The organism is Amycolatopsis sp. NPDC104819 (assembly GCF_055583145.1).
Genome location: NZ_JBVJON010000010.1, coordinates 54,610 through 78,835 on the forward strand (window position 1 = coordinate 54,610; position 24,226 = coordinate 78,835).

Here is a 24,226-nt window from a genome sequence, read left to right on the forward strand (position 1 = left end):
TTTTTTCCCCCTCCCCCCCCCCCCCTCCCCCGCCCCCCCCCCCCCCCCCCCCCCCTCCCCTCTCCCCCCCCCCCCCCCCCCCCCCCCCCCCCCCCCCCCCCCCCCCCCCCCCCCCCCCCCCCCCCCCCCCCCCGCCCGGCTCGATGGTGTCCACGTCGGCGCCCCGCTGTCCCGGGGTTTTGCGGGTGCCCGGCGCGAAAGCCTGCTCAGCCCACGGGCGTGACGGTGTAGTCCTTCACCCGCATCGAGTCGTGCATCCGGGCGCCGCCGCTGTTGAGCTTCGCCAGCGTCCGGCTCACCCCGGCCGGCAGGGCCGAGATCAGCTGCCCGCCGCGGGCCAGGGCCCACGCGCCGGTGCGCGTCGCCGGGATCAAGGTGCGCGCGGCGCCTTCGGCGAACGCGCGGCTCTTGCGCACCAGGTCGCCCATTTCCCTTTCATACGCGGCGAAGGCGCGCTCGTGGTCGCCGCCCGCCGCGGCCAGTTCGCCGGCCAGGACGTACGCGCCGAGCACCGCGAGGCTGGTGCTGCCGCCGACGGCCGGGCCGGGGCAGTACCCGGCGTCGCCGACGAGGGTGACGCGTCCGCGGGACCAGGAGTCGATCCGCAGCTGGGTGATCGAGTCGAAGTAGAACGGGCCCGGGCCGTCCAGCTCGGCCAGCCAGGCGTCGACGTGCGGGTGCATCCCGGCGTAGGCCTGGCGCAGCAGCTCCTTCTGTCGCGGGACGTCGCGGTGGCCGTAGTTGAGCTGCTCGTCGCGGCGGAACAGGAAGACCGCGCGGGCGTCGGTGATGTGGCGGGCGCTGTAGAACCCCGCGGTGCGGCCGGCGCCGAGGTGGATGACGGTTGCACCGTCGTCGAGACCGAGGGTGTCGGGCAGGGACAGCACGGCCAGGTAGGCCCCGATGAACTTGGTCAGCCCGGCTTCCTCGCCGAAGACCAGCCGGCGCACGTTCGAGTGCAGCCCGTCGGCGCCGACGACGACGTCGAAGGTACGCGGTGCGGCGTGCTCGAAGGTGACGTCGCCGTCGGGGGAGAGAGCGGTGATCGAGTCGCCGAAGAGGTACTCGACGTCTTCGCGGCCGGCGTCGTAGTAGATCTCGCTGAGGTCGTCGCGCATGATCTCGACGTGCCGGTCGGAGGCGGCCTGGAAGATCTTCGCCAGGTCGATCCGCGCCGGCCGGCGCACGCCTTCGCGGTGCATCGTCAGCCGGGTGGAGCCGGTGGCCACCGCCGCGACACTCGGCAGCACGCCCATCCGTTCGGTGATGTCCATGGCGGGCCGGAACAGGTCGACGGCGTGGCCGCCGGTCTTGCGCAGGGTGGGGGCGCGTTCGACCACCGTGACGTCGAAGCCGTGCCTGGACAGCCAGTACGCCAGCACCGGACCCGCGATGCTGGCGCCCGAGATCAGAATCCGCATGAGTGCCTCCCTGACTTAACGGTAGGTAAGTTGTACCACGAGTCTTACCTACCGTTAAGTCAGTTATGCTGGGCGCGTGGCCAAGCCGTCAGACACCAGGCAGCGCATCCAGGACGTCGCACGCTCGCTGTTCGCGACCCAGGGGGTGCAGCGCACCAGCCTGCAGGACATCGCCGACCGGCTGGGCATCACCAAACCCGCGCTGTACTACCACTTCTCCTCGCGCGAGGACCTGGTCCGCAGCATCGTCCAGCCGCTGATCGACGACGGCGAGAAGTTCCTGCTCGACTACGAAGCCCGCGGCGACACACCCGCGCGTGAGCTCGTCGAGGGCTTCTTCGACGTCAACTACCGCAACCGGGCGAACTTCATCATGCTGCTCACCGAGATGCCGACGCTGGCCGACCTCGGGCTCGTCGACAAGGCCCTGGCCTGGCGGACCCGGCTCACCGCGCTGATCTGCGGGCCCGACCCCACCCTCGAACAGCAGGCCCGCGCGATCCTCGCCCTCGGCGGCCTGCAGGACGTCTGCATGCAGTTCCCCGACGCGCCCATGGAGGAGCTGAAGGCCGCGGCCGTCGCCGGGGCCCTCGACGCCATCGGCCGCTAACGCACGGCCGCGCGGTTGATGATCGCGGCCGTGTCCACCCCGGCCGGCAGCGTGCCGAACGCGATGCCCCAGTCCCCGCCGAAGCGCGACGCGCAGAACGCGTCCGCCACCGCCGGGTGACCGTGGCGCACCAGCAGCGAGCCCTGCAGCACCAGCGCCATCGCCTCGACCAGCCGCCGCGCCCGGTACTCGATGCCACCGAGGTCGGTCAGCTCCTTGCGGACGCGGTCCACGGCGTCGTCCAGACGCGCGTCACCACCGGCCGCCTGCTCGACCTCGGTGAAGAACGCCGCGACCGACTCCGGCTGCTTGCCCATGGCGCGCAACGCGTCCAGCGCCGCGACGTTGCCCGAGCCTTCCCAGATCGACGACAGCGGCGCCTCGCGGTAGAGGCGCGGCATGCCCGACTCCTCGACGTACCCGTTGCCGCCGAAGCACTCGAGAGCCTCCGCCGCGTGCATCGGCGCCCGCTTGCACACCCAGTACTTCGACACCGCCAGCCCGAGCCGCCGGAACGCCTGCTCCTGCTCGTCGCCGGGCCGGTCGCCCGCCGCGGCCAGCCGCATCGCGACCGTCGTCGCCGCTTCGGACTCCAGCACCAGGTCGGCCAGCACGTTGGCCATCAACGGCTGGTCGACCAGCGCCTTGCCGAACGCGTGCCGGTGCGTGGCGTGGTGGATCGCGCGCACCGCGCCCAGCCGCATCCCGGACGCGCTGCCGAGGGTGCAGTCGAGACGGGTGTTGTTGACCATCTCGATGATCGTGCGGACCCCGCGGCCCTCCTCGCCGACCAGCCAGCCCACGGCGTTGTCGTACTCGATCTCCGAAGACGCGTTCGACCGGTTGCCCAGCTTGTCCTTCAGCCGCTGCAGCCGGATCGGGTTGCGGGAGCCGTCGGGCAGCACGCGGGGGAGCAGGAAGCAGGAGAGCCCGCCGGGGGCCTGGGCCAGCGTCAGGAACATGTCCGACATCGGCGCGGAGGTGAACCACTTGTGCCCGACGAGGGTGTGGCTGCCGTCGGCGTTCGGCGTCGCGGTCGTGGTGTTGGCGCGGACGTCGGAGCCGCCCTGCTTCTCGGTCATCGACATGCCCGCGATCAGCCCGCGCTTGGTGGCCGGCTCCCGCAGCCCGAAGTCGTACTCGGTCGCGGCCAGCAGCGGCTCGTACCGCGCCGCCAGCTCCGGGTTGGCCCGCAGGGCCGGGATCGCCGCGTAGGTCATCGAAATCGGGCAGCTGTGCCCGGCCTCGACCTGGCCCCAGACGTAGAACTTGGCCGCACGGGCGGCGTGCGCGCCCTCGCGGGAGTCCTGCCAGGGCGTGCCGTGCAGGCCGTGGGACACCGCGACGTCCATCAGGTCGTGCCAGTGCGGGTGGAACTCGACCTCGTCGATCCGGTGGCCGTAGCGGTCGTGGGTGCGCAGCACCGGCTCGTTCTCGTTGACCAGCCGGCCCCACTCCTGGGCCTGCTCGCCGCCGGCCAGCCGGCCCAGCTCGTGCACCTCGTCCGACGCCCAGCCGGCCCCGGCCCGCTCCAGGCCGTCCAGCAGCGCCGGGTCGGCCCCGACGTCGTGGCCGGCCAGCGGCGGGACCTGGTTGACGACCTCATGCGTGACGGGCATCGGAACCTCCTAGAGCGCGGACGACAAACGTGCGGAGCTCGGCGACGTCACCGGCGTTCCCGCTGGTCAACGGGCCGATCAGAACTTCGGCGGCGGCCCCCACCAGCGCGGCGGCGGTGAGCCGGCCGTCCTGCGGCGGCAGCGCGCCCGCCCGGACCCCGGCCGCGACGTGCTCGGCGACGACCTCGGTGAACGCCCGCCGGAACTCCAGGCGCTCGGCGTCGATGAGGGCGTCGACCGGCTCGGCGAGCAGCGCGTACGCCTGCCGCGGCGCCTTGAGCGCGCGCTGGGCGAAGGTCTCGAACACCGCCAGGACCCGTTCGGCGGGCTCGCCCGGCTGCGCGGACGCCGCCCGGACGGCCTCGACCTCCCGCGTCACGACCTGCCGGAACACGTGCACGACCAGGTCGGCCTTGGTGGGGAAGTGTTTGTAGACGCTCCCGACGGCCACCCCGGCCCGCTCGGCGACGGCGGCGACGGAGCAGCCGCTGTAGCCGTGTTCGGCCAGCTGGCGCGTCGCCGCGACGACGATCGTCTCGCGCTGAGCGTCCAGGCGTTCCTGCACCTTCAGGGTGCGGCGGTAGGGCACGTCAAGAAGTGAAGCACTGATTCATTGCTTCAGTCAACGCTCTCCAGAAGCCGCTTCGCGCCCTGCACCTCCGCCTCGACGTCGGCCCGCAGCTTCCGCCGCAGAACCGGCTCGACCAGCCGGCGCAGGGGAGCGGCGAACCCGAACACGATCCGCCGCGTCACCCGGATCCCGCCGGGCACCGGCACGCACCCGAAGCTCGCCTCGAACGTCGAAAACCGCCGCGCCAGCCGGTTCTCCCGCCGGTCGGGGAGCCGGACGTCGACCCGCTCGCCGGGCGTCAGCGTCATCCGGGACACCACCTTCGGCCCCGGTCCCAGCCCGGGCAGCGCCGACCGGAACCGGAACTCCGTGACGTTCCCGTCGCGGCGCACCCAGTCGATCCGGCCGAGCTTGCGGTCGACCTCCGCGTACCGCCGCGGGTCCATGACCAGCGCGAGGAAAGCCTCCGGAGTGCACAACACGGTCTCTTCCACGGTCACTTCCACCATAGAAAGAGAGTAGTTTCTCACTATGGCTCGAACAACCCCCGGCGTCACCCGCCGCCGCATCCTCGACGAGGCCGTCCACCTCTTCGCCACCCGCGGCTACGACACGACGTCGGTCGCCGACATCCAGACCGCCTGCGGCCTCAACCCCGGCTCCGGCGCGCTCTACAAACACTTCCCGTCCAAAGCCGCGCTCCTCGAAGCGGCCATGCACGACAATCTCGAGCGCCTCGCCGCCCGCACCGCCGAAACCGCCGACGCCGAGCTGCCCGACGACCCCCGCGAGGCACTACGCGTGTTCGCCGACGTCGTCTGGGCGTTCCTCGCCGCCGACCGCGACCTCGTCCGCCTGATGATCCGCGAGTTCACCGGCTTCCCGGAGCTGTTCGAGGCGATGTGGCAAGGCGTCGTCGCGACCGTCTACCGCCGCGGCACGGAGTGGATCACCACCCTGCGCGACCAGGGCCGCGCGAACGTCACCGACCCCGAAGCCACCGCGGCCGTGCTGGTCGCCTCCCTCACCTATTACCCGATCCTGGACGTCCTCATCGGACACACCCCGGGCGACCTCGCCCCCGACCGCTTCCTCGCCGCGTGGACCGACCACGCCGTGGCGTCGCTCAACCTGCGCGGCTGAATCGGACGCATTGAGCGCCCGCCGCACCGACGGCAGGTGCCGCCACCGGTACATCCTCCCGCGGGGTTGCGCTGGAGCGCACTCCAGCTCCTACGGTCGAAGGCATGACCACACCCCAGCACCAGATCGGCTCCGGCTTCGGCGCCACGAGCACCACCACGGAGGTCCTCGACGGCATCGACCTGACCGGCAAGCTCGCCCTCGTCACCGGCGGCTACTCCGGCATCGGCCTGGAAACCACCCGCGCCCTGGTCGGCGCCGGCGCGCGCGTCGTCGTCCCGGCCCGCCGCCGCGCCACCGCCGAAGAAGCCCTCGCCGGCCTCCCCGGCGTCGAAATCGACGAACTCGACCTCGGCGACCTCACCAGCGTCCACGCCTTCGCCGACCGCTTCCTCACCACCGGCCGCCGCCTCGACCTCGTCATCACCAGCGCCGGCATCATGGCCGCCCCCGAAACCCGCGTCGGACCCGGCTGGGAAGCCCAGTTCGCCACCAACCACCTCGGCCACTTCGCCCTGGTCAACCGCCTCTGGCCGGCCATCGCCGACGACGCCCGCGTCGTCGCCGTCTCCTCCCGCGGCCACCACTTCTCACCCATCCGCTGGGACGACCCCCACTTCGAGACCGGCTACGACAAGTGGCTCGCCTACGGCCAGGCCAAAACCGCCAACATCCTGTTCGCCGTCCAGCTCGACCGGCTCGGCCGGGACCGCGGCGTGCGCGCGTTCGCCCTGCACCCCGGCTCGATCCTGACCCACCTCGCCCGCCACATCCCACAGGAAGAGCGCGTCGCGCAGGGCTGGGTCGACGAGAACGGCAACCCCAGCGGCTACTTCAAGACCCCCGAAGCCGGCGCCGCCACCCAGGTCTGGGCCGCCACCTCACCCCGGCTCGACGGCCTCGGCGGCGTCTACCTCGAAGACTGCGACATCGCCGAACTCGCCCCCGAAGGCGACGGCGTCGCCGACGTCGGGCTCCGCGTCGGCGTCCGCGAATACGCCATCGACCCCGACCAGGCCGCCCGCCTCTGGGCCCTCTCGGCCGAGCTCACCGGCGTCGACGCCTTCGCTACTTCCCGGTGATCACCCCGACCGCGATCCCCAGGATCGCGGTGTTGTAGACGAACGACAGCACACTGTGCGTCAGCACCGTGTACCGCAGCGGCCGAGCCTGAACCTCCACATCGGACGTCGCGAACGAAGTCCCCACCGTGAAGGCGAAGTACGCGAAGTCCAGCAGGTTCGGCCGCTCCGTCGCCGGGAACCGCAACCCCGGCCCCGGAGCGGCCCGGTGGTGCAGGTGCGCGTACCGGTCGGCGTACCCGAAGTGCAGCAGGATCCACGCCGCCAGCACCGCCGGCACCGCCCCGATCTGCAGCACGAACGCCGTCTCGTCGTCGTCCTCGGCGATCACGTTCGCCACCAGGATCAGCCCACCGGCCGACATCCCGACCACACTCACCACCAGCGTCGCGACGAAGCTCGACCGGCGGCCCAGCAGGCTGTGCAGCCACGTCGGCTCGGCGTCATCCAGCAGCCGGTAGCGGCGGATCCGCAGCCACCGCGTCACGATCACCGCCGCCGCGACCGCGTCCCACGCCAGCAGGAACACCACGTCCAGCCCGGTGTCCGGCGCGATCAGCCACCCCAGCCCCAGCAGCACCAGCAGGAACTCCGCGCACTGGTACCAGATCCTCCGCAGACGCCGCATCGCGCGAAGCTACTGCGGGCCGGTGCCGGAGGCACCTCGGATCACCTGGTCAGGTGGCCCGGCTCGCGCCTTCCTGCAACAAAAGGTTGCACATGCTTACCCGGCGAGCTAACGTGACACGCAACCAAACGTTGCAGAAAGGCCGGAGCATGGACCACGGAACCATCGAACGGGAACTCCACATCAACGCCACCCCCGACACCGTCTTCGACGTCGTCAGCAGCCCCGAACACCTCCGCGAATGGTGGCCCGACGAAGCCGAATACCCCGTCGAACCCGGGGGAGAGGGCCGCATCGGCTTCGGCGGCAACTGGGTCCGCTTCACCGTCGTCGACGCCGTCCCGCCCAAACTCTTCTCCTTCCGCTGGACCCACACCGCGGGGGAGACCGCCGCACCCGGCAACTCGTTCCTCGTCGTCTTCGAGCTCGAACCCGCCGGCACCGGCACCCGCCTGCGCATGACCGAAACCGGCTTCCGCGAACGCGGCTGGGACGAAGCCAAGATCGCCGCCGAATACGCCGACCACGTCAGCGGCTGGGACCACTTCCTGCCCCAGCTCCCGCCGTACGCCGCCGCCCGGTGAGCACCACCGTGGACGACGACCTCTGGTCCGCCGTCGGCGACCCCACCCGCCGCCGCCTGCTCGACCTCCTGCTCACCGAAGGCGGCGGCACCGCCACCAGCCTCAGCGAACACCTCCCGGTGACCCGCCAAGCCGTCACCAAGCACCTCGCCGTCCTCGACCGCGTCGGCCTCGTCCACGCCACGACCGCCGGCCGCGAAAAGCAGTACCGCGTCGACGAAACCCAGCTCGCCCGCGCCGTCGCCCAGCTCGCCGAAGTCGGCGCCGCCTGGGACGCCCGGCTCGGCCGCATCAAGCGCATCGCCGAACGAATCGAAAGGAACCGTTAGCCATGGACATCCTGCACCGCATCGGCACCCGGAACACCACACCCGGCCAGGTCTACGACGCGATCACGACCCTCGACGGCCTCTCCGCGTGGTGGGCCCACAAAACCGCGGGGGACACCGAAGTCGGCGGCGTCATCGCGTTCCGCTTCACCGCCGGCGGGTTCGACATGAAGGTCACCGAGCTCGACCCGGGACGGCTCGTCCGCTGGGAGGTCGTCGACGGCCCGCCCGAGTGGGTCGGCACGACGATCCGCTGGGACCTCGAACAGCGCGGTGAGTACACGATCGTCCTGTTCAAGCACGAAGGCTGGCGCGAGGCGGGCGAGTTCATGCACCACTGCAGCACCAAGTGGGCCATCTTCCTGATGAGCCTCAAGCAGCTCCTGGAGACCGGGGAGGGCGCCCCGGACCCGCGGGACGTCTCCATCAGCGACTGGCACTGACGTTACTTGACATAATGTACATTATCGGCACTTGGTGACCAGCTGGACCGAGGGCCGAGAGGGGCGGAAGATCCACATCCGCCGGGGTGGAGTTCGTCAGGACGGCTTCTCCTGAGGAACACGCGAGCACGGCGAACCTCGGGGCCCCCCGGACGGGAGCCAAGTCAGCTCCCGGAGGCCCACGTGAGGCCGGGAGAACATCCCCTGGAGCTGCGGATTCGACGTCCTGCCACCCGACCTTAAAACGTCACGGTGACGAAACTGGATTGGGCAATCTCGCCCTGAGAGTCGACGGTCCGTCGGCAGTTGATCCTTCGTGATCCCTCGAGCAGCCTCGTCAGACCGCTTGGCAGCCATCCCGGGTGCATCGAACATGTGTGCGATTCCCCGAAAGGTGTCCCCGAAGGCCCCGAGGGGCTCGAAACCGCCGTGCCGGATCCCCCGGGAGCGGACTCCTGGTGATTCCGACATTTCATGCATAATGGCAATTATGCATGAAATGGGATCGACCCCGGCCGCCGAAACTGTCGGTGGTGTGCGGTACAAGATCCACATGAAGGTTTCCGAGGCCCAGCAAGCCTTCTTCGCCGCCCGCCGGCCGCGCAAGGACTCGCCGCACACCACCGACGCCTACCGCCGTGACCTCGCCGGGATCACCACTCTCCTGGTTTCGGAGCTGGGCCGGGAAGACCTCGAGGTGGCCGACCTGACCGGGACGGCGCTGCGGTCGGCGTTCGGGGTGTTCGCGGACGGTCATGCGAAGAGCTCGGTGCTGCGGGCCTGGTCGACGTGGAACCAGTTCCTCACGTTCTGCGTGGCGGACGGGCTGCTGGCGGGCAACCCGATGGGCGCGGTGGCGCGGCCGCGGACGCCTGCGTTGACGCCGAAGCCGTTGCGGGGTGAGGAAACCCCGGAGCAGCTGCTGTCGGCGGCGGCCGCGGGTTCGCGGCGCGCGCGGGACCCGTGGCCGGAGCGGGACGTGCTGGTGATCGCGCTGGGGCTGGTGGCGGGGTTGCGGGCGGCGGAGATGCGGGCGCTGACGTCGCGGTCGCTGGTGGGGCGCGCCGGTGAGCTGCGGTTGCACGTGAAAGGGAAGGGCAGCCGGGACCGGTCGATCCCGGTGCAGCCGGTGCTGGCGGAGCTGATCGAGCGGTACCGGGAGTCGTGCCGGGTGCGGTTCGCGAACGTGCGGTTCTCCCCTGGTTCGCCGTTGCTGCTGGATCGGTCGGGTGAGCCGATCGGGCGGGGTGCGCTGGAGTACCTGGTGAAGTCGTGTTACCGGGGTGCGGGGTTGCACGACCGGGTGCCGGCGGGGGCGAACCTGCACGCGTTGCGGCACACGTTCGCGACGCGGCTGGCGGAGGACGGGGCGACGGCGTCGGAGATCATGGCGTTGCTGGGGCACGCGAGCTTGGCGACGAGCCAGAACTACATCGAGGCAACGGGCCGGGAGCAACGAGCGGCGGCGGCGAGCAACCGGACATACCGGGCTCTGGACGGCCTGGGCTGACCGGATCCGCTGTACCGCACCGGACGACACGCGTACCTGAGTGGACGACACGGGCCGGGGGCTCCACGGCTGCCGTGTCGTCCGGCGGTGTACGCGTGTCGTCCGATGGCGTGCGGGTGTCGTCCGTTCCGGTGCGCCGCGGCCGGGGTCAGCGGAGTTGTTCGAGGTCCTTGGCGGCGCGGGCGATCTCGTCGGCGAGTCCGCGCAGCTCGCTGAGGTCGGCGCCGTCGTCGGCGGCGGTGACGATGTCTTCGGCGGCGCAGCGGAGCTGGAAGAGCCGGTCCTGGAGGGCGGCGACCTCGCCGTCGGAGAGGACGACGGCGTCTTCGGGGAGCCCGCTGCGCTGCAGTGCGGTCCGGCGTTCGTAGGCACGCTGGCGGCAGGACTGGCCGCAGTAGCGCCGTCGGCGGCCGACGTTGCCGCCTTCGGGGAGACGTCGTCCGCACCAGCCGCAGTGCTTGGGCGCGCCTCGGCGGCCTGGGCCCGGGGTGAGCTCGAGCGGGGCGGGCTGGGCCAGTTCGGCGGTTTCCCTCACCCGGGAGACCCTAGCTGGCCACCGCTCGCTCATGCCGAGGTCATGGCCGGAGGGCACAATCGGGGGTATGCAGTCGTCGTTCCCGTACCTGGCCGATCCGCTCCCCCGTGCTTTCGCCCACCGTGGCTGGCACCTGGACGAGCTGGACGGGCTGGAGAATTCGCTGCCCGCGTTCCGGCGGGCGTGTGCCGAGGGTTACCGGTACCTGGAGACGGACGTGCACGCGACGTCGGACGGTGTGGTGGTGGTGCACCACGACGCGAGCCTGGACCGGACGACGGACGGGTCGGGGGCGATCGCGTCGCAGACGTGGGAGCAGCTGAAGAACGTCAAGGTCGGGGGGAAGGCTCCCCTGTCGCGGCTGGAGGACGTGCTGGAGGAGCTGCCGGACGCGCGGTTCAACATCGACGTGAAGGCCGAGCAGGCGGTGAAGCCGTTCGTGGAGGTGCTGGAGCGGACGGGGGCGCACGACCGGGTGGCGGCGGCGTCGTTTTCGGACGCGCGGCTGGCGCGGTTGCGGAAGCTGGCGGGGCCGAAGCTGGTGACGGCGATGGGTCCGCGGTCGGCGTTCGCGCTGTGGGCGCGGGGGAAGCTGCCGCTGCTCCCCCTCGGGCGGCTGGTGCTGGGGGCGATGGCGCAGGTGCCGGTGCGGCAGGGTGCGCTGCGGGTGGTGGACAAGGCGTTCGTGTCGATCGCGGGGCGGTCCGGGATCGAGGTGCACACGTGGACGATCGACGATCCGGCGGAGATGCGGATGCTGCTGGACCTGGGGGTGCACGGGATCGTGACGGACCGGCCGGACCTGCTGCGTGCGGTGCTGATCGAGCGGGGCACCTGGCAGCAGGCCTGACCGGGGTCAGCGGGGTGGTTTGCCGTTCCAGGCGGCTTCCCAGGTCTTGGGGCCGAGCAGGCCGCTGTCCTTGATGCCGTTGGCGCGCTGGAGGTCGAGGACGGCGGTGCGGGTCTTGTCGTAGTAGCAGCCGGTGCCGGTGAAGCCGTAGCCGAAGGCGTTCATGCGGAGCTGGAAGGCCTTGAGCGGGGCGGCGCAGTCGCCGTAGGCGTAGACGACGCCGGGCCACGGCGGTTTGCCGCTCGGGGGCGGCGGGGTGGGTGCGGGGGCGGGTCCGCCGCCGATGTAGGCGGCTTCGGCGTAGGTGGGGACGCGTTTGCTGCGGGCGTCGGCGTCGCCGGCGAGCTTGAGCATGCCGGCGCACTGCCAGGGTTGCCAGCCGCGCATGCGGTAGAGGTAGAGGGCTCGGTAGTCCTGCTCGGCGGGGGCGGCCTGGTCGGGGCGGCCGGCGCCGCCGACGCTGCGCCAGGTGGGCAGGTCGAACTGGTAGGCGCCGTAGTAGCCGTTGCCGGTGTTGGTGGCGTAGCGGCCGCTGGACTCGCACATGCGGAGCTTGGCCCAGGCCGTCGGCGCGGGGTCCGCGGCGGCGACGGCGGGGATGGTCAGCGGCAGACCCCAAGCGGCCACGGCGAGAAGCAGGAGTCTCGCGACGGTTCGTCTCCGGTTGTGGATCATGCGAGCACAGTAGGAGCGTGTCCCTTTGACCACAAGAGACACGCTGCCCGCATGAGTCTCACACGAAACACTGTTCACTCGTTTCCGCGACACGCCGTGAAGGCCGAACCGTGATTGCCACGGAAGTGGCGCATGATCACGAAGCGACAAAGCGGACACGGTTTGCGAGGTGTGGTGCCCGGTGCCGCTACCTCCCAGTAGTCTCCGCGCTGACCTGGACGTTCTTGAGCATGAGGAGCCGTGGATGACGCTGGCCGGGACGCGCTCGACCAAGCGCGAGCGGTGGGGCTGGTATTTCTACGACTGGGCTAATTCGCCGTTCTATTCGTCGACGACGACGGTGTTCGGCGCCCTCTCGATGAGCACGATCGCGGCCGAGGACGCGAAGTCGAACTTCACCCTTAACGGGGACCACGCGTGCGTGAACGCGTCCGGTGCGGTGGACACGCTCCACAACTGTGACGTGACGTTGTTCGGGCTGCAGTTCCCGGCGGGTTCGGTGTGGGGCTACCTGCTGTCGGTGGCGACGGTGGTGCAGGTGCTGGTGCTGCCGATCGCGGGTGCGGTGGCCGACCGCAGCCACAACAAGCGCCGGATCCTGGCCGGGTTCGCGTTCCTGGGCGCGGCGGCCGCGGCGGCGATGTTCTTCTTCGCCGGTTCGGACTGGCAGCTGGGCGTGGTGCTGTTCATCGTCGCGAACATCGGGTACGGCGGTTCGCTGGTCGTCTACTACTCGTTCCTGGTCGACATCGGCGGGCCGGACGAGCGGGACGACATCTCGGCGAAGGGCTGGGCGTTCGGGTACCTGGGTGGCGGGCTGGCGCTGGCGTTGCAGCTGGGGTTCTACCTCGGGCACGACGCGTTCGGGGTCAGCCAGGGCCTGGCGGTGCAGATCTGCTTCCTGACCTCGGGGTTGTGGTGGGCGCTGTTCACGATCCCGGCGGTGCGGGCGCTCCCCCGGCGGCACACGCCGGTGGACGTCGCCCCGGGGGCGTCGGTGCTGCGTGCGGGCTTCACGGAGCTGAAGCAGACGATCGTGGCGGCGAAGGCGTACCCGTTGACGCTGGCCTTCCTGGGCAGCTACCTGGTCTTCACCGACGGCATCAACACCGTGGTGACGGTGTCTGCGCAGTACGGCAAGGACGAGCTGAAGTTCGGCAACGAGGTGCTGATCGTGACGATCCTGGTGATCCAGTTCGTCGCGTATCTGGGTGGCACGTTGCACGGGCTGGTGGCGCGGCGGGCCGGGGCGAAGCGGACGATCCTGGGCAGCCTGGTGCTGTGGGTGGTCGTGCTGGCCGGGGCGTACTTCGTGCAGCCGAAGCAGATGGCGCAGTTCCTCGCGGTGGCGGTGGGGATCGGGCTGGTGCTGGGCGGGACGAACGCGTTGTCGCGGTCGTTGTTCAGCCAGATGATCCCGGCGGGCAAGGACGCTCAGTACTACTCGCTCTACGTCGTGGGTGAGCGCGGGACGTCGTGGCTGGGGCCGTTGCTGTTCGCCGGGGTCGGGCAGGCGACGGGGTCGTTCCGGCTGGCGATCATCGCGCTGGTGGTCTTCTTCGTGGCGGGTCTGGTGCTGGTCTGGCTGGTGCCGGTGCGGCGCGCGATCGTGGCGGCGGGCAACCGTCCGCCGGAGGTGTTGTGAACGACCGATAGGGTCGGGCGTCGTGACCTTGGTGAATCCGGCCGGCCCCGACCCGACCGACGCGCTCTCCTCCGTTCCCGCGGCCGGATCGCGGCGCGGGACGCCGCCGGTGGGCAGGCTGAAGTTCTGCTACGGGCCGATGGACTGCGGGAAGTCGACGCTGGCGCTGCAGATCGACCACAACCACGCGCGGCAGGGCCGGCGGGGCCTGGTGCTGGTGCGCCACGACCGTTCGGGCGCGCCGCAGATCTCGAGCCGGATCGGGCTGAGCCGGCAGGCGGTGGAGGTCGGTGAGGACACCGACGTGCGGGACCTGGTGCGGCAGGAGTGGTCGCGGGGGCAGCACGTGGACTACGTCGTGGTGGACGAGGCGCAGTTCCTCTCCCCCGGGCAGGTCGACCAGCTGGCGGAGCTGGCCGACGAGGTCCAGATCGACGTCTACTGCTTCGGGATCGCGACGGACTTCCGGAGCCGGTTGTTCCCGGGGGCCGCTCGTCTGTTCGAACTGGCGGACGAGCTGCAGCCGGTCCAGGTCGAGGTGTTGTGCTGGTGCGGGCTGGCCGGGCGGTTCAACGCGCGGGTGCTCGACGGGGAGGTGGTGCGGGAGGGGGACACTGTTGTGGTCGCAGATACCGAACAATCCGTAGTTGAAACTTCAGCTTCAGCGCGTTTTGAGGCCGAATCTGCTACGGTGCGTTATCAGGTATTGTGTCGCCGCCACTATCGAGCGGGTGACTTGGGACCGGTTACTGCCCATCACGGTCAGTTACGGTTGACCTGACCTGGGCGCGAGTAGCCCATCCGGGGGATATCAGCACTAAGAAGGCCGTATTGACGTCACGCCGGAGCGCGAAACGCGTCCTACTAGAGGAAGCTGATGCCGGCGGGTGACGCAGCTCATCGTGAGCAACGACATGGTGTCCCGGGAATCCTCGGGGGCCCCGAGTCGTTGCATAGGGTGAGCAACACCCTGGCTCCACCCGGAGCTGACTGAAAGGACCCCATCATGGCCGACCGTGTTCTTCGTGGAAGCCGGCTGGGAGCGGTCAGCTACGAGACCGACCGCAACCACGACCTCGCTCCGCGACGCACCGTGCGCTACGCCTGCCCGAAGAACCACGAGTTCGAGGTGCCGTTCTCCGACGACGCCGAGATCCCGACGGTCTGGGAGTGCCGGCTGCACGGCAGCGAGTCGGAGATCGTCGACGGCGGGCAGCCCGAGCAGAAGAAGGTCAAGCCGCCGCGCACCCACTGGGACATGCTGCTCGAGCGGCGCACGATCCCCGAGCTCGAGGACCTGCTCAACGAACGTCTCGCCGAGCTGAAGGGGCGGCGGACCTCCCGGTCCGCTTGACCCCGGGAGCTCGGCTCGTAGCCACCGCTCCCACCACAACGGAAAGGCCCCCGCGACCTCCCCCCGCGGGGGCCTTTCGCATGCCCGGGGCCACCTAGCTGAACGGGCCCTCCAGGGCCGCCCACTGCAGGAGCATGATCGTCTTCGCGTCGGCGATCCGGCCGTCGCGCACCATCGCCAGCGCCTCGCGGAAGGGCAGCTCGACCACCTCGATGTACTCCCCCTCCTCCGCGAGCCCGCCGCCCGCGCCGCGGTCGGCGGGGTCGTACGGCGCGGCGTAGCAGAAAAGGCGCTCGGTGACCGAGCCCGGGCTCGTGTAGACGTCGAAGACCAGCTGCAGCTCGCCGATGCGGACGCCGGTCTCCTCCTGCGCCTCGCGACGGATGGCCGTCTCCGCGTCGTCGGCGTCCAGCAGGCCCGCCGCGGTCTCGAGGAACATGCCGTCCGGGTGGTCGTTGACGTAGACCGGGTAGCGGAACTGGCGGGTCAGCAGCACTGTGGCGCGGGTGAGGTCGTAGAGCAGGACGGTGGCGCCGTTGCCGCGGTCGTAGGTCTCGCGCTGCTCGGTCGTCCAGCGGCCGTCGCCGTGCTGGTACTCGAACGTCGTGCGGCGCAGGACGTGCCAGGCCGAGGCCAGCACCTCCACGTCGGTGATCCGGACCCGCGGGTTGCGGTCCGGGCCGAGGGCGCTTGTCGAAGAGGTCATGCCCCGACCATAATGTGCATGACTCGGAAGCAACAAGGAGGATCGTGCATGTTGGTCGGGGAACGCCGTGACCTGCTGCTGGCCCGGCTGGCGGCCGAGGGCAAGGTGCTGGCGAAGGACGTCGCGGCCGAGCTCGGCGTCTCCGAGGACAGCATCCGCCGCGACCTGCGCGACCTCGCCGCGGCCGGGCTCTGCCAGCGCGTCTACGGCGGAGCGCTGCCCGTCTCCCCCGCCGTCGCCGACTACACGAGCCGGACGTCGATCGCCGTGGCCGGCAAGGACCGCGTCGCCACCGTCGCCGCCCGGCTGGTCCGGCCCGGCTCGACGGTCATCCTCGACGGCGGCACCACCACCCTCGCCGTCACCCAGGCCCTGCCGAAAGACCTGGCAGCGACCGTCGTCACCCACAGCCCGACCATCGCCGCCGCGCTGCTGGACCACCACGGCATCGACGTCTTCCTGCTCGGCGGCCGGCTCTTCCGGCACTCCGCGGTCACCTGCGGCGCGGCCGCCGCCGAGGCCGCCCAGGCGATCAGCGCCGACGTCTTCCTGCTCGGCGTCACCGGGGTGCACCCCGAGGCCGGTCTCACCACCGGTGACGCCGACGAGGCCGCGATGAAACGCACCCTCGCGCGGCGGGCCGCCGACACCTACGTGCTGGCCAGCGCCGAGAAGCTCGGCGCGGCGTCACGGTTCACCGTGCTGCCCTTCGCCGACATCGCCGGCCTCATCACCGACGCGGACGAGTCCGACCAGAACGTGCAGAAACTTGCAGCGATGGGTGTGGTCCTCCGCTGACCTCGGTGTACCACTCGTGGCCTGCCACCAGCGCGAACACCGGCTTCGGCAGCCACACGAGCACCCGCAGCACCGCCGAGAGCCGTCCGCTCCCCCGGACGTCGGACACGTGCGCCGCGAGCGCGGCCTGCTTGCGCCCGGCGAAGCGCCGCACGGTGAAGCGGTGGGTGATGGCCGACGCCGGGCTGTACAGCCGCCCGAGCGCGGCGGTGTCGTAGTGGACCGGGATCCGCAGTGCCCAGGCCGCCCGGGCGAGCCGCACTACGACGTCGCGCGGGAGTGTGGCTTCCAGCAGCCGCGTCCCGGTCAGCCGGGCCGCCCGGCGGGCGACCTGGTGCACCTTGACGTGGTCGCGGTGGCCGTACCCGCCGCCTGCGTCGTACCCGAGCAGCAGGTCGGCCTTCTCCTCCTGCAGCACGGCGGCGAGCCGGTGCGCGGCCTCCTCGGTTTCCGCGCGGGCGAACCGCTGCCGGCCGGGCGGATCCGGGTACAGCTCGGGCCCGTGCCCGCTGTCGGCGTACCCCAGGTGCACGACCCGCCGGACGCCGAGGATGGCCGCGCTCGCCTCCAGCTCGGCCCACCGCGGGGTCGGGTGGTCCGCGGACATGCCGTCGGTGGCCACCACGACCACCACCCGGTGCCCGTCGGCCGCCGCGCGGGCGAGGGTGCCGCCGCTGAGCAGCACGGGGTCGTCGGCGTGGGCGTGGAAGGCCACGATGGTCGTCATCGGCCCCATGATGGCCGAGAACAGGAGAAATCGGCATGAGTGAACACCGGGTCCGGTTCGCGGCGCTGTTCGACGCCGAGGTGCGCCCGCACAACGAGCGGTTCCGCGCCATGGCCGCCGTCCGGCCGGGCGAGGACGTCCTCGACGTCGGCTGCGGCACCGGCGAGTCCACCCGTGAAGCGGCCGAGGCAGGCGCGACGGCGCTGGGGGTCGACGTTTCGGAGCAGGCCATCACCAAGGCACGCGAACTCGGCGGGGCGAGCTTCGAGGTCGCCGACGTGCAGACCCACGAGTTCCCGCACGCGGCGTTCGACGTCGTGCTGTCCCGGTTCGGGGCGATGTTCTTCGCCGACCCGCCCGCGGCGTTCGCCAACCTCGCCCGCGCGCTGCGGCCCGGCGGGCGCCTGGTGCTGCTGGTCTGGCAGGAGCGGGACCGCAACGAGTGGTACTCGGTGTTGCACGACGCCGTCGCGCCCGGCACCACCGCGCCACCCGCCGGGCCGCACTTCTCCCTCGGCGACCGAACCCACACCGACGCCCTGCTGCGGACCGCGGGCTTCACCGACGTCGAGTTCACCGAGCTGCGCAAACCCGTCTGCTACGGGCCCGACGCCGCGACGGCGTGCGAGTTCGCCCTCGGCCTCAAGGACGTCGAGGAGCTGCGGCCCACTGCGGAGGCCGCAAGCCGCCTGCGGGCCGCCTTCGCCGCGCACGAAACCCCGGACGGAGTGCTGCTGGGCGCCCGGACCTGGATCGTGACCGCGCGGGTCAGCCGCGCTTGAGCAGCCGCCGGACCTGCTGCCAGCGGCGCTGCGCGCCCCACGATGCCACCCGCAGGAACGCCTCGCGGATGATCGAGCCGTCCATCTTCGACTCGCCGATCTCGCGCTCGGTGAAGGTGATCGGCACCTCGACGATCTCGAACCCGGCGTCGGCCGTGCGGATGGTCAGGTCGATCTGGAAGCAGTAGCCGTGCGAGTTGACCTCGTCCAGCGCCAGCTTCTCCAGCACCGGACGGCGGTAGGCGCGGAAGCCCGCCGTGATGTCGCGCGTGCGCATGCCCAGCGCGATCTGCGAGTAGACGTTGGCGCCGCGCGAGAGCACCTGGCGCTTCAGCGGCCAGTTCACGACACTGCCACCGGGGACGTACCGCGAGCCGATGGCCAGGTCCGCGTCGCTGACGGCGTCCAGCAGCCGCGGGAGGTCCTCCGGCGCGTGCGAGCCGTCGGCGTCCATCTCGACGATCGTGCCGTACTCGCGCGCCAGACCCCAGCGGAACCCGGCGATGTAGGCCGCGCCCAGCCCGGCCTTCTCGGTCCGGTGCATGACGTGCACGTTCGGGTTCGCGGCCGCGCGCTCGTCGGCGAGCTCCCCGGTGCCGTCCGGGCTGCCGTCGTCCACCACGAGCACGTGCACGTCCGGAAGTGCCCTGTGCAGGCGATCCAGGATCGGGCCGAGGTTCTCCCGCTCGTTGTAGGTCGGGATCACCACCAGCACCGGCTCGATTTCCCGGGCCCCCCGCGGCGCCTGCGACATCCGTGCTCCTCCGATATCCCCGGCGGTCAGTCCGCCGTGTCCCCTGCTGCCGTGCCGGCGCTGCTGCGCCGGGTGCGAAAACGGAGCACGAGCCCGCCGGCCACCCCGGCGATCGCCAGTGCCAGCAGCCCGTACTCCGTCCACGCACCGAGTCGATCCGACAGCGTAGTCTGCGTCCGCAGCGGGACGCGCCCGACCAGGGAATCCGCGGTGAAAAGGCCCGTTGAGCTGGTAACCGTTCCGTCGGGGGCGACGATCGCGCTCACTCCTGAGACGGCGGACACCACCACCGCGCGGCCGTGTTCGACCGCGCGCAGCCGGGACATGGCCAGCTGCTGCACGCTCATCTCGCTCTCGCCGTACCAGGCGTTGTTGGTCGGCACGACGAGCAGCTCGGCGCCGTCGCGCACGGCGTCGCGGCCCGGGTAGTCGAACGCGGCCTCGTAGCAGACGAACACCCCGACACGCGTGCCCGCGACGTCCAGCGCCTGGTTGGCGCCGTCGCCGGGGAGCATGTCGACGGTCTCCTGGTCGATGAACGGCGTGACGAGCTCGGCGAGCTTACGCGCGGGCACGTACTCGCCGAAGGGCACCAGCTGCTGCTTGGCGTAGCGCTGCCCGGGCCCGGTGTGCGGGTCCCAGGCGATGACCGAGTTCTGGAGGTGGCGGTCGGGCAGCTCGTAGAGCGCGCCGACCAGCGCGGGCACACCGAAGGCGGCCACGAGCTGGTCGACCTGCGGGTCGGGCCCGGTGACGGTGGTCGCGCTTTCGGGCCACAGCACCAGGTCCGGCTTCGGGACCTTCCCGGCGTGGATCGCGTCGAGCAGGCGCTCGCTTTCGGCGATGGTGTTGCGGCGCAGCACGTCCCGCTCGCCCTGCAGCGCGAGCCCGATGTTCGGGGCGTTGCCCTGGACGGTCGCGACGGTCCGCTCGCCGTCCTGCGCGCCGGTGCCGATGGTGGGCCACAGCGCCAGCCCGGCGACGACGGGCAGCAGCGTGACGACGGCGGCCACGATGGTCCGCCGGGCCCGCAGCGTGGCCTTCAGCGCGTCACGCGCGTCCCACAGCCGGCCGGCGAGCGCGGCCAGGCAGAAGCCGGTCAGGACGACCGCGAGGCCCACCAGCGGCGCGCCGCCAATCGAGGCCAACGGCAGGAACGCGCCTTCGGGCTGGCTGAAGGCGACGCGGCCCCAGGGGAAGCCGCCGAAGGGGAACCACGCGCGAGGGGTCTCCATCGCGACGAAGATCAGCGCGCCCCACAGCGGCGCGAGCGGCAGCCGCGCCACCCACGTGAAGAGGCCGCCGGCCACGCCGTAGTACAGCGCCAGCGCGAAGGACAGGCCGAGCCACGGCCACGGCCCGAAGTCCGGGCCCAGGAAGTCCAGCAGCCACGTCAGCAGCGGCAGGAAGAAGACGAAGCCGAACGCGAAGCCGTAACCGAACGCGCCCCGGAAGCTGCGGCCCCGAAGCACGAACGCGAACCCGGCGAACGCGAGCGGGGCCAGCCACCACAGCGGGCGCGGCGCGAAGCTCAGGTAGTAGGCGAAGCCGGACACCAGCGCCGTGGCCAGCCTCAGCAGCCACGCGCGGGGGAAGCTTCGCCGGGTTCGGGCGGGTTGGTGCGGGGCGCCCGGTTCGGGGTCCGCCACGGTGACTGCCACAGGTGACAACTCTAGGTGATGGCGTTGTGGAGGACCGCACCCGCGCGCACGGTGCGCAGGCATCGCGGCAGCACGGCGTCCGGTTCCAGCCGCGGCAACGGTGGCACGCCAGCCCGCGGGTCGGTGGACCAGCGCTGCACGCGGCTGTCCGGGGTGGCCACGACGAGGTCGGTCGCGTCCCAGATCGCGTAGTGCGCCGGCGCGCCCGGGACGAGGCTGCCGGTGACGCCGTCGTTGACACCGGCGGCGCGGTGCCCGGCGCGGGTGTGGGCGGTGAACGCGGCCCGCGGGGACAGGCCCGCGCCCGGCGTGCGGTGGTAGGCCGCCGCGCGGACGCTCGCCCACGGGTCCAGCGGAGTGACGGGCGCGTCGGACCCGAAGGCCAGCACAACGCCTTCCGCGGCCAGGACCGAGAACGGGTTGAGCCCGGCCGCGCGGTCCACGCCGAGCCGTTCGGCGTACATGCCGTTCTCGCCGCCCCAGAGCGCGTCGAACAGCGGCTGCATCGAGGCGACGACGCCCCAGCCGGCCAGCAGCTTCGCCTGCTCGGCGGTGACCATCTCGAGGTGCTCGAGCCGGTGGTGACGGGCGGCGAGCGCACGCTGCCCGACCTGCTTTTCGGCCAGGCGGAAGCCTTCGACCACCTCCGCGACGGCGGCGTCGCCGATGACGTGGAAGCCGGCCTGCAGCCCGGCTTCGGCGCAGGCGGCCAGGTGCTCGCCGATGCGTGCGGCGTCGAGGTAGCGCGTCCCGGAGCCGTCGTGGTCGGCGTAGGGCTCGCTCAGGGCGGCGGTGCGCGAGCCGAGCGCGCCGTCGACGAACAGGTCGCCGGCCAGGCCGCGGGCGCCGAGCTCGCGGGCGGTGTCGACGGCGTCGAGCTCACCCCAGTAGCCGACGACCTCGGGGGTGTCCGGTCCGGCCAGGGTGAGCAGGGCGGCCAGGTCGTCGCGGCCGGAGATGTCGGGGCCGGCGCATTCGTGCACGCTCACCACGCCCCGGGCGGCGGCTTCGGCCAGGAAGGCGCGCTGGGCGCGGTCACGCTGCTCCGGGGTGATCGCGGCACGCACGGCCGCGCGGACGGCGTGGTGGGCGGCCCGGGTCAGCGGGCCCTCGGGTGACCAGCCGTCGGCGGCGCGGGCGGCCGGGGCCAGCTCGACCAGCGCGGTGGAGACCAGCGCGGAGTGGACGTCGACGCGGCTGAGGTAGACCGGGGTGCCGCCGGCGGCGTCGTCGAGCTCGGTGCGGCTGGGCAGCCGCGGGTCGGTCCAGCCGCTTTCGTCCCAGCCGTGGGCGAGCAGGACCTGCCCCGGAACGACAGCGTCGCGGACGCGGGCGAGCAGCTCGGCGCGGTCGTGGACGCCGGTGAGGTCGAGGCCGGTCAGGTGCAGGCCGGTGGCGGTGGCGTGGACGTGCGCGTCGACGAACGCGGGCGCCACGAACGCGCCCTGGAGGTCGACGATCTCGGCGTTCGCGTGCAGCGCGCGGGCCGGGGCGTCCTGCCCGACCCAGACCACGGTGCCGCCGGTGACCGCCATCGCCGTGGCGTCCGGGCCGGCGGGGGTGTAGACGCGTCCGCCGAGCAGGAGCGTTGTGTGTTCGTCCGTCACGTCGTTGAGTTTGCCCCGCCTCTCCCGGCTTCCTCCACCTGGGGGAAGGCACGCCAGCAGGCAGGAAGATTTACTCCGTGAGAACGTTATGACAGGATATTTTAACGCGTTCCCGACGACTAGGAGTACAAGTGACTGCGACCCAGGAACCTGTGACGCCTGCCGCCGCCTTCGACCAGCCCTACGAGTACGCCCGCGCCGAGTTGGTGGAACCCGACTGGCGCCGCTTCCCGGGCTGGCACGACGTGACCGAGGCCGAGTGGCGTGACGCGCAGTGGCAGCGAGTGCACTGCATCCGCAACGCCAAGCAGCTGCGCGCCCTGATGGGCGACCTGCTGGAGGAGCGTTTCTACGACGACCTGCTCGCCGACCAGCGCGAGCTGGCGACGATGTCGATGCTGCTGCCGCCGCAGATGATCAACACGATGGCGCCCACGGCGGGCACCGACCCGGCGAAGGTGACCGAGGCGTTCTACGCCGACCCGATCCGCCGCTACATGCTCCCGGTCAAGAGCGACCGCGACTCGACGTGGCCGAGCCACCCGCACTCGGAGCGCGACTCGCTGCACGAGGCCGAGATGTGGGTCGTGGAGGGCCTGACCCACCGCTACCCGACGAAGGTGCTGGCCGAGATGATCTCGACCTGCCCCCAGTACTGCGGCCACTGCACCCGCATGGACCTGGTGGGCAACTCCACGGAGACGGTCGAGAAGCACAAGCTCACGCTCAAGCCGGTCGACCGCCAGGACGCGATGATCGCGTACCTGAAGAAGACCCCGGGTGTGCGTGACGTGGTGGTCTCCGGCGGCGATGTGGCGAACGTGCCTTGGCCGCAGCTGGAGTCGTTCCTGATGCGCCTGATGGACATCGACACGGTCCGCGACATCCGCCTGGCGACGAAGGCCCTGGCGGCGCTCCCGCAGCACTGGATCCAGCCGAAGGTCGTCGAAGGCCTCGAGCGCGTCGCGGTGACGGCCCAGCGCCGAGGCGTCAACCTGGCGATCCACACCCACGTCAACCACGCCCAGTCGGTGACCCCGCTGGTGGCGGAGGCGGCCCAGACGGCGCTGAACGTGGGTGTCCGCGACGTCCGCAACCAGGGCGTGCTGATGCGCGGGGTCAACGCGACGCCGGCGCAGCTGCTGGACCTGTGCTTCGCGCTGCAGGGCGAGGCGAACATCCTGCCGTACTACTTCTACATGTGCGACATGATCCCGAACGCGGAGCACTGGCGGGTTTCGGTGCACGAGGCGCAGGAGCTGCAGCACTCGATCATGGGGTACCTCCCCGGGTACGCGACGCCGCGGATCGTGTGCGACGTGCCGTACGTCGGGAAGCGGTGGGTGCACCAGCTGGCCGATTACGATCGGGAGCTGGGGATTTCGTACTGGACCAAGAACTACCGGACCGGCATCGAGCTGGACGACCCGGAGGCGCTGCAGCGGCGTTACCCGTACTACGACCCGATCTCGACGCTGCCCGAGGCCGGGCGCACCTGGTGGGCGAACCAGCCACGCTGACGCCGTTGAGGGGGTGCCGGCTCGTGGGAGAACACTCGCGAGCCGGCACGGGCAGATCCCTTCGGGCGTTCTCACCGTTCGTGAGGTAGCGGCTCGCCGGGAAACACCATCGGCGAGCCGGTCCCGTTTCGTGCGACTGTCCGTAAGTGGGACCCAACGGGGACGGCGTCATCGACCGCACGGACTACGACGCGGAGGCCCGCCGCATCGTCGAAGCCTTCGGCGAGACGACGACCAGCGAGCGTGGTCGAGCCGTCCGGGACGCCCTGCTCGCGATGTACCAGCGGCAGGCCGAAGCCGCGGGGGTCGGCCCGAACGGCTCCATGAACCAGGACCAGTACCTCGCCGCCAACCGGGAACTGATGTACGAACGCGGCGACCACGGGTTCGAAGACCTGCTCCGCCCGACCATCGCCGCGATCGCCGACCTGTGCGACACCGACCGCGACGGCTACGTCAGCAAACCGGAGCTGCGCCGCTGGCTCGGCCCGGCGGTGGGCCTCAGCGATGCCGACTCCGACGCCACGTTCGACCGCATCGATCTCGACGGCGACGGCCGTCTCACCGTCGACGAACTCGTCATCGCCGTCCGCGAATTCCGCTACGGACGGTCGGACGTTCCGCTGCTCGGCTGAGGATGGGCGAACCAGCCCCGCTGACGCCGTTGAGGGG

27 protein-coding genes are annotated in these 24,226 nt (G+C 71.3%); 15 read left to right on the forward strand and 12 right to left on the reverse strand.

The window, feature by feature from the left end:
- Positions 1–206: 206 nt before the first annotated feature.
- Positions 207–1,421: an FAD-dependent monooxygenase gene (locus tag ACZ63E_RS30230; RefSeq protein WP_465339532.1), complete on the reverse strand. Its 1,215-nt coding sequence runs from the start codon at positions 1,419–1,421 to the stop codon at positions 207–209.
- A gap of 76 nt (positions 1,422–1,497) precedes the next feature.
- On the opposite strand from ACZ63E_RS30230, the gene ACZ63E_RS30235 reads away from it, so the two are divergent.
- Complete coding sequence (locus ACZ63E_RS30235; RefSeq protein WP_465304965.1) at positions 1,498–2,031, forward strand: TetR/AcrR family transcriptional regulator; 534 nt, start codon at positions 1,498–1,500, stop codon at positions 2,029–2,031.
- Here ACZ63E_RS30235 and ACZ63E_RS30240 read toward each other — a convergent pair.
- From ACZ63E_RS30240 to ACZ63E_RS30250, 3 genes are read right to left on the reverse strand one after another with little or no spacing between them, the layout of a single operon-like run.
- Positions 2,028–3,650, reverse strand: a complete 1,623-nt coding sequence (locus tag ACZ63E_RS30240) for an acyl-CoA dehydrogenase family protein (RefSeq protein ID WP_465339534.1) — start codon at positions 3,648–3,650, stop codon at positions 2,028–2,030. The two genes, ACZ63E_RS30235 and ACZ63E_RS30240, sit on opposite strands and share 4 nt — an antisense overlap.
- Positions 3,634–4,239, reverse strand: a complete 606-nt coding sequence (locus ACZ63E_RS30245; RefSeq protein ID WP_465339535.1) for a TetR/AcrR family transcriptional regulator — start codon at positions 4,237–4,239, stop codon at positions 3,634–3,636. Before ACZ63E_RS30245 ends, ACZ63E_RS30240 begins: the two co-directional genes overlap by 17 nt.
- A gap of 29 nt (positions 4,240–4,268) precedes the next feature.
- Positions 4,269–4,730, reverse strand: a complete 462-nt coding sequence (locus tag ACZ63E_RS30250) for an SRPBCC family protein (protein WP_465339536.1) — start codon at positions 4,728–4,730, stop codon at positions 4,269–4,271.
- A gap of 22 nt (positions 4,731–4,752) precedes the next feature.
- Between ACZ63E_RS30250 and ACZ63E_RS30255 the strand changes: the two genes are divergently transcribed.
- Positions 4,753–5,364, forward strand: a complete 612-nt coding sequence (locus ACZ63E_RS30255) for a TetR/AcrR family transcriptional regulator (protein WP_465339537.1) — start codon at positions 4,753–4,755, stop codon at positions 5,362–5,364.
- A gap of 104 nt (positions 5,365–5,468) precedes the next feature.
- Entirely contained in the window at positions 5,469–6,446 is a 978-nt protein-coding gene (locus tag ACZ63E_RS30260) for an SDR family NAD(P)-dependent oxidoreductase (protein WP_465339538.1), read from the forward strand.
- Here the strand turns inward: ACZ63E_RS30260 and ACZ63E_RS30265 are convergent.
- Positions 6,433–7,074, reverse strand: coding sequence for a DUF1345 domain-containing protein (locus tag ACZ63E_RS30265; RefSeq protein ID WP_465339539.1), 642 nt, complete (start codon positions 7,072–7,074; stop codon positions 6,433–6,435). The genes ACZ63E_RS30260 and ACZ63E_RS30265 overlap by 14 nt on opposite strands.
- Before the next feature lie 149 nt (positions 7,075–7,223).
- Between ACZ63E_RS30265 and ACZ63E_RS30270 the strand changes: the two genes are divergently transcribed.
- From ACZ63E_RS30270 to ACZ63E_RS30285, 4 genes are all read left to right on the forward strand, one after another.
- The gene (locus tag ACZ63E_RS30270; protein WP_465339540.1) at positions 7,224–7,658 is read left to right on the forward strand and encodes an SRPBCC domain-containing protein; all 435 of its coding nucleotides are present in this window, start codon (positions 7,224–7,226) and stop codon (positions 7,656–7,658) included.
- Positions 7,655–7,987: an ArsR/SmtB family transcription factor gene (locus ACZ63E_RS30275; protein ID WP_465339542.1), complete on the forward strand. Its 333-nt coding sequence runs from the start codon at positions 7,655–7,657 to the stop codon at positions 7,985–7,987. Before ACZ63E_RS30270 ends, ACZ63E_RS30275 begins: the two co-directional genes overlap by 4 nt.
- A 2-nt stretch (positions 7,988–7,989) precedes the next feature.
- Positions 7,990–8,430 (forward strand): SRPBCC family protein, encoded by a 441-nt coding sequence (locus ACZ63E_RS30280; protein ID WP_465339543.1) that lies wholly within the window; start codon positions 7,990–7,992, stop codon positions 8,428–8,430.
- 535 nt (positions 8,431–8,965) lie between these two features.
- Positions 8,966–9,940 (forward strand): tyrosine-type recombinase/integrase, encoded by a 975-nt coding sequence (locus ACZ63E_RS30285; RefSeq protein ID WP_465339819.1) that lies wholly within the window; start codon positions 8,966–8,968, stop codon positions 9,938–9,940.
- 148 nt (positions 9,941–10,088) lie between these two features.
- Here the strand turns inward: ACZ63E_RS30285 and ACZ63E_RS30290 are convergent, their stop codons facing one another.
- Positions 10,089–10,475, reverse strand: a complete 387-nt coding sequence (locus tag ACZ63E_RS30290; RefSeq protein WP_465339544.1) for a hypothetical protein — start codon at positions 10,473–10,475, stop codon at positions 10,089–10,091.
- A gap of 67 nt (positions 10,476–10,542) precedes the next feature.
- Between ACZ63E_RS30290 and ACZ63E_RS30295 the strand changes: the two genes are divergently transcribed.
- Complete coding sequence (locus tag ACZ63E_RS30295) at positions 10,543–11,325, forward strand: glycerophosphodiester phosphodiesterase (RefSeq protein WP_465339545.1); 783 nt, start codon at positions 10,543–10,545, stop codon at positions 11,323–11,325.
- Positions 11,326–11,331: 6 nt separating this feature from the next.
- On the opposite strand, the gene ACZ63E_RS30300 is transcribed toward ACZ63E_RS30295, so the two are convergent.
- Positions 11,332–12,000, reverse strand: a complete 669-nt coding sequence (locus ACZ63E_RS30300; RefSeq protein WP_465339546.1) for a transglycosylase family protein — start codon at positions 11,998–12,000, stop codon at positions 11,332–11,334.
- Positions 12,001–12,244: 244 nt separating this feature from the next.
- Here ACZ63E_RS30300 and ACZ63E_RS30305 point away from each other — a divergent pair, with 244 nt between their 5' ends.
- The 3 genes from ACZ63E_RS30305 to ACZ63E_RS30315 all read left to right on the forward strand — a co-directional run bounded on the left by ACZ63E_RS30305 (position 12,245) and on the right by ACZ63E_RS30315 (position 14,999).
- A complete protein-coding gene (locus ACZ63E_RS30305; protein WP_465339547.1) occupies positions 12,245–13,645 on the forward strand; it encodes an MFS transporter in 1,401 nt (466 codons plus the stop codon).
- A gap of 22 nt (positions 13,646–13,667) precedes the next feature.
- On the forward strand, positions 13,668–14,426 hold the full coding sequence (locus ACZ63E_RS30310) for a thymidine kinase (protein ID WP_465339548.1): 759 nt from the start codon (positions 13,668–13,670) through the stop codon (positions 14,424–14,426).
- A gap of 225 nt (positions 14,427–14,651) precedes the next feature.
- Positions 14,652–14,999 carry an RNA polymerase-binding protein RbpA gene (locus ACZ63E_RS30315; RefSeq protein WP_003081521.1) on the forward strand — a complete coding sequence of 116 codons (348 nt, stop codon included), beginning with the start codon at positions 14,652–14,654 and terminating at the stop codon, positions 14,997–14,999.
- Between the two features lie 94 nt (positions 15,000–15,093).
- On the opposite strand, the gene ACZ63E_RS30320 is transcribed toward ACZ63E_RS30315, so the two are convergent.
- Positions 15,094–15,705, reverse strand: coding sequence for an NUDIX domain-containing protein (locus ACZ63E_RS30320; protein WP_465339549.1), 612 nt, complete (start codon positions 15,703–15,705; stop codon positions 15,094–15,096).
- Positions 15,706–15,753: 48 nt separating this feature from the next.
- Between ACZ63E_RS30320 and ACZ63E_RS30325 the strand changes: the two genes are divergently transcribed.
- On the forward strand, positions 15,754–16,503 hold the full coding sequence (locus tag ACZ63E_RS30325) for a DeoR/GlpR family DNA-binding transcription regulator (RefSeq protein ID WP_465339550.1): 750 nt from the start codon (positions 15,754–15,756) through the stop codon (positions 16,501–16,503).
- Here the strand turns inward: ACZ63E_RS30325 and ACZ63E_RS30330 are convergent.
- Positions 16,436–17,230 carry a PIG-L deacetylase family protein gene (locus ACZ63E_RS30330; RefSeq protein ID WP_465339551.1) on the reverse strand — a complete coding sequence of 265 codons (795 nt, stop codon included), beginning with the start codon at positions 17,228–17,230 and terminating at the stop codon, positions 16,436–16,438. The two genes, ACZ63E_RS30325 and ACZ63E_RS30330, sit on opposite strands and share 68 nt — an antisense overlap.
- A 35-nt stretch (positions 17,231–17,265) precedes the next feature.
- Between ACZ63E_RS30330 and ACZ63E_RS30335 the strand changes: the two genes are divergently transcribed.
- Positions 17,266–18,012: a class I SAM-dependent methyltransferase gene (locus ACZ63E_RS30335; RefSeq protein ID WP_465339552.1), complete on the forward strand. Its 747-nt coding sequence runs from the start codon at positions 17,266–17,268 to the stop codon at positions 18,010–18,012.
- Here the strand turns inward: ACZ63E_RS30335 and ACZ63E_RS30340 are convergent.
- From ACZ63E_RS30340 to ACZ63E_RS30350, 3 genes are read right to left on the reverse strand one after another with little or no spacing between them, the layout of a single operon-like run.
- Positions 17,999–18,766: a polyprenol monophosphomannose synthase gene (locus tag ACZ63E_RS30340; protein ID WP_465339553.1), complete on the reverse strand. Its 768-nt coding sequence runs from the start codon at positions 18,764–18,766 to the stop codon at positions 17,999–18,001. The two genes, ACZ63E_RS30335 and ACZ63E_RS30340, sit on opposite strands and share 14 nt — an antisense overlap.
- A gap of 26 nt (positions 18,767–18,792) precedes the next feature.
- Entirely contained in the window at positions 18,793–20,427 is a 1,635-nt protein-coding gene (lnt, locus tag ACZ63E_RS30345; protein ID WP_465339554.1) for an apolipoprotein N-acyltransferase, read from the reverse strand.
- 11 nt (positions 20,428–20,438) lie between these two features.
- A complete protein-coding gene (locus ACZ63E_RS30350) occupies positions 20,439–22,034 on the reverse strand; it encodes an amidohydrolase (protein ID WP_465339555.1) in 1,596 nt (531 codons plus the stop codon).
- A 131-nt stretch (positions 22,035–22,165) separates the two neighbouring features.
- On the opposite strand from ACZ63E_RS30350, the gene ACZ63E_RS30355 reads away from it, so the two are divergent.
- Together ACZ63E_RS30355 and ACZ63E_RS30360 are read left to right on the forward strand one after the other, a co-directional pair.
- Positions 22,166–23,554, forward strand: a complete 1,389-nt coding sequence (locus ACZ63E_RS30355) for a KamA family radical SAM protein (RefSeq protein WP_465339556.1) — start codon at positions 22,166–22,168, stop codon at positions 23,552–23,554.
- A gap of 146 nt (positions 23,555–23,700) precedes the next feature.
- A complete protein-coding gene (locus tag ACZ63E_RS30360; protein WP_465339557.1) occupies positions 23,701–24,189 on the forward strand; it encodes an EF-hand domain-containing protein in 489 nt (162 codons plus the stop codon).
- Positions 24,190–24,226: the final 37 nt, after the last annotated feature.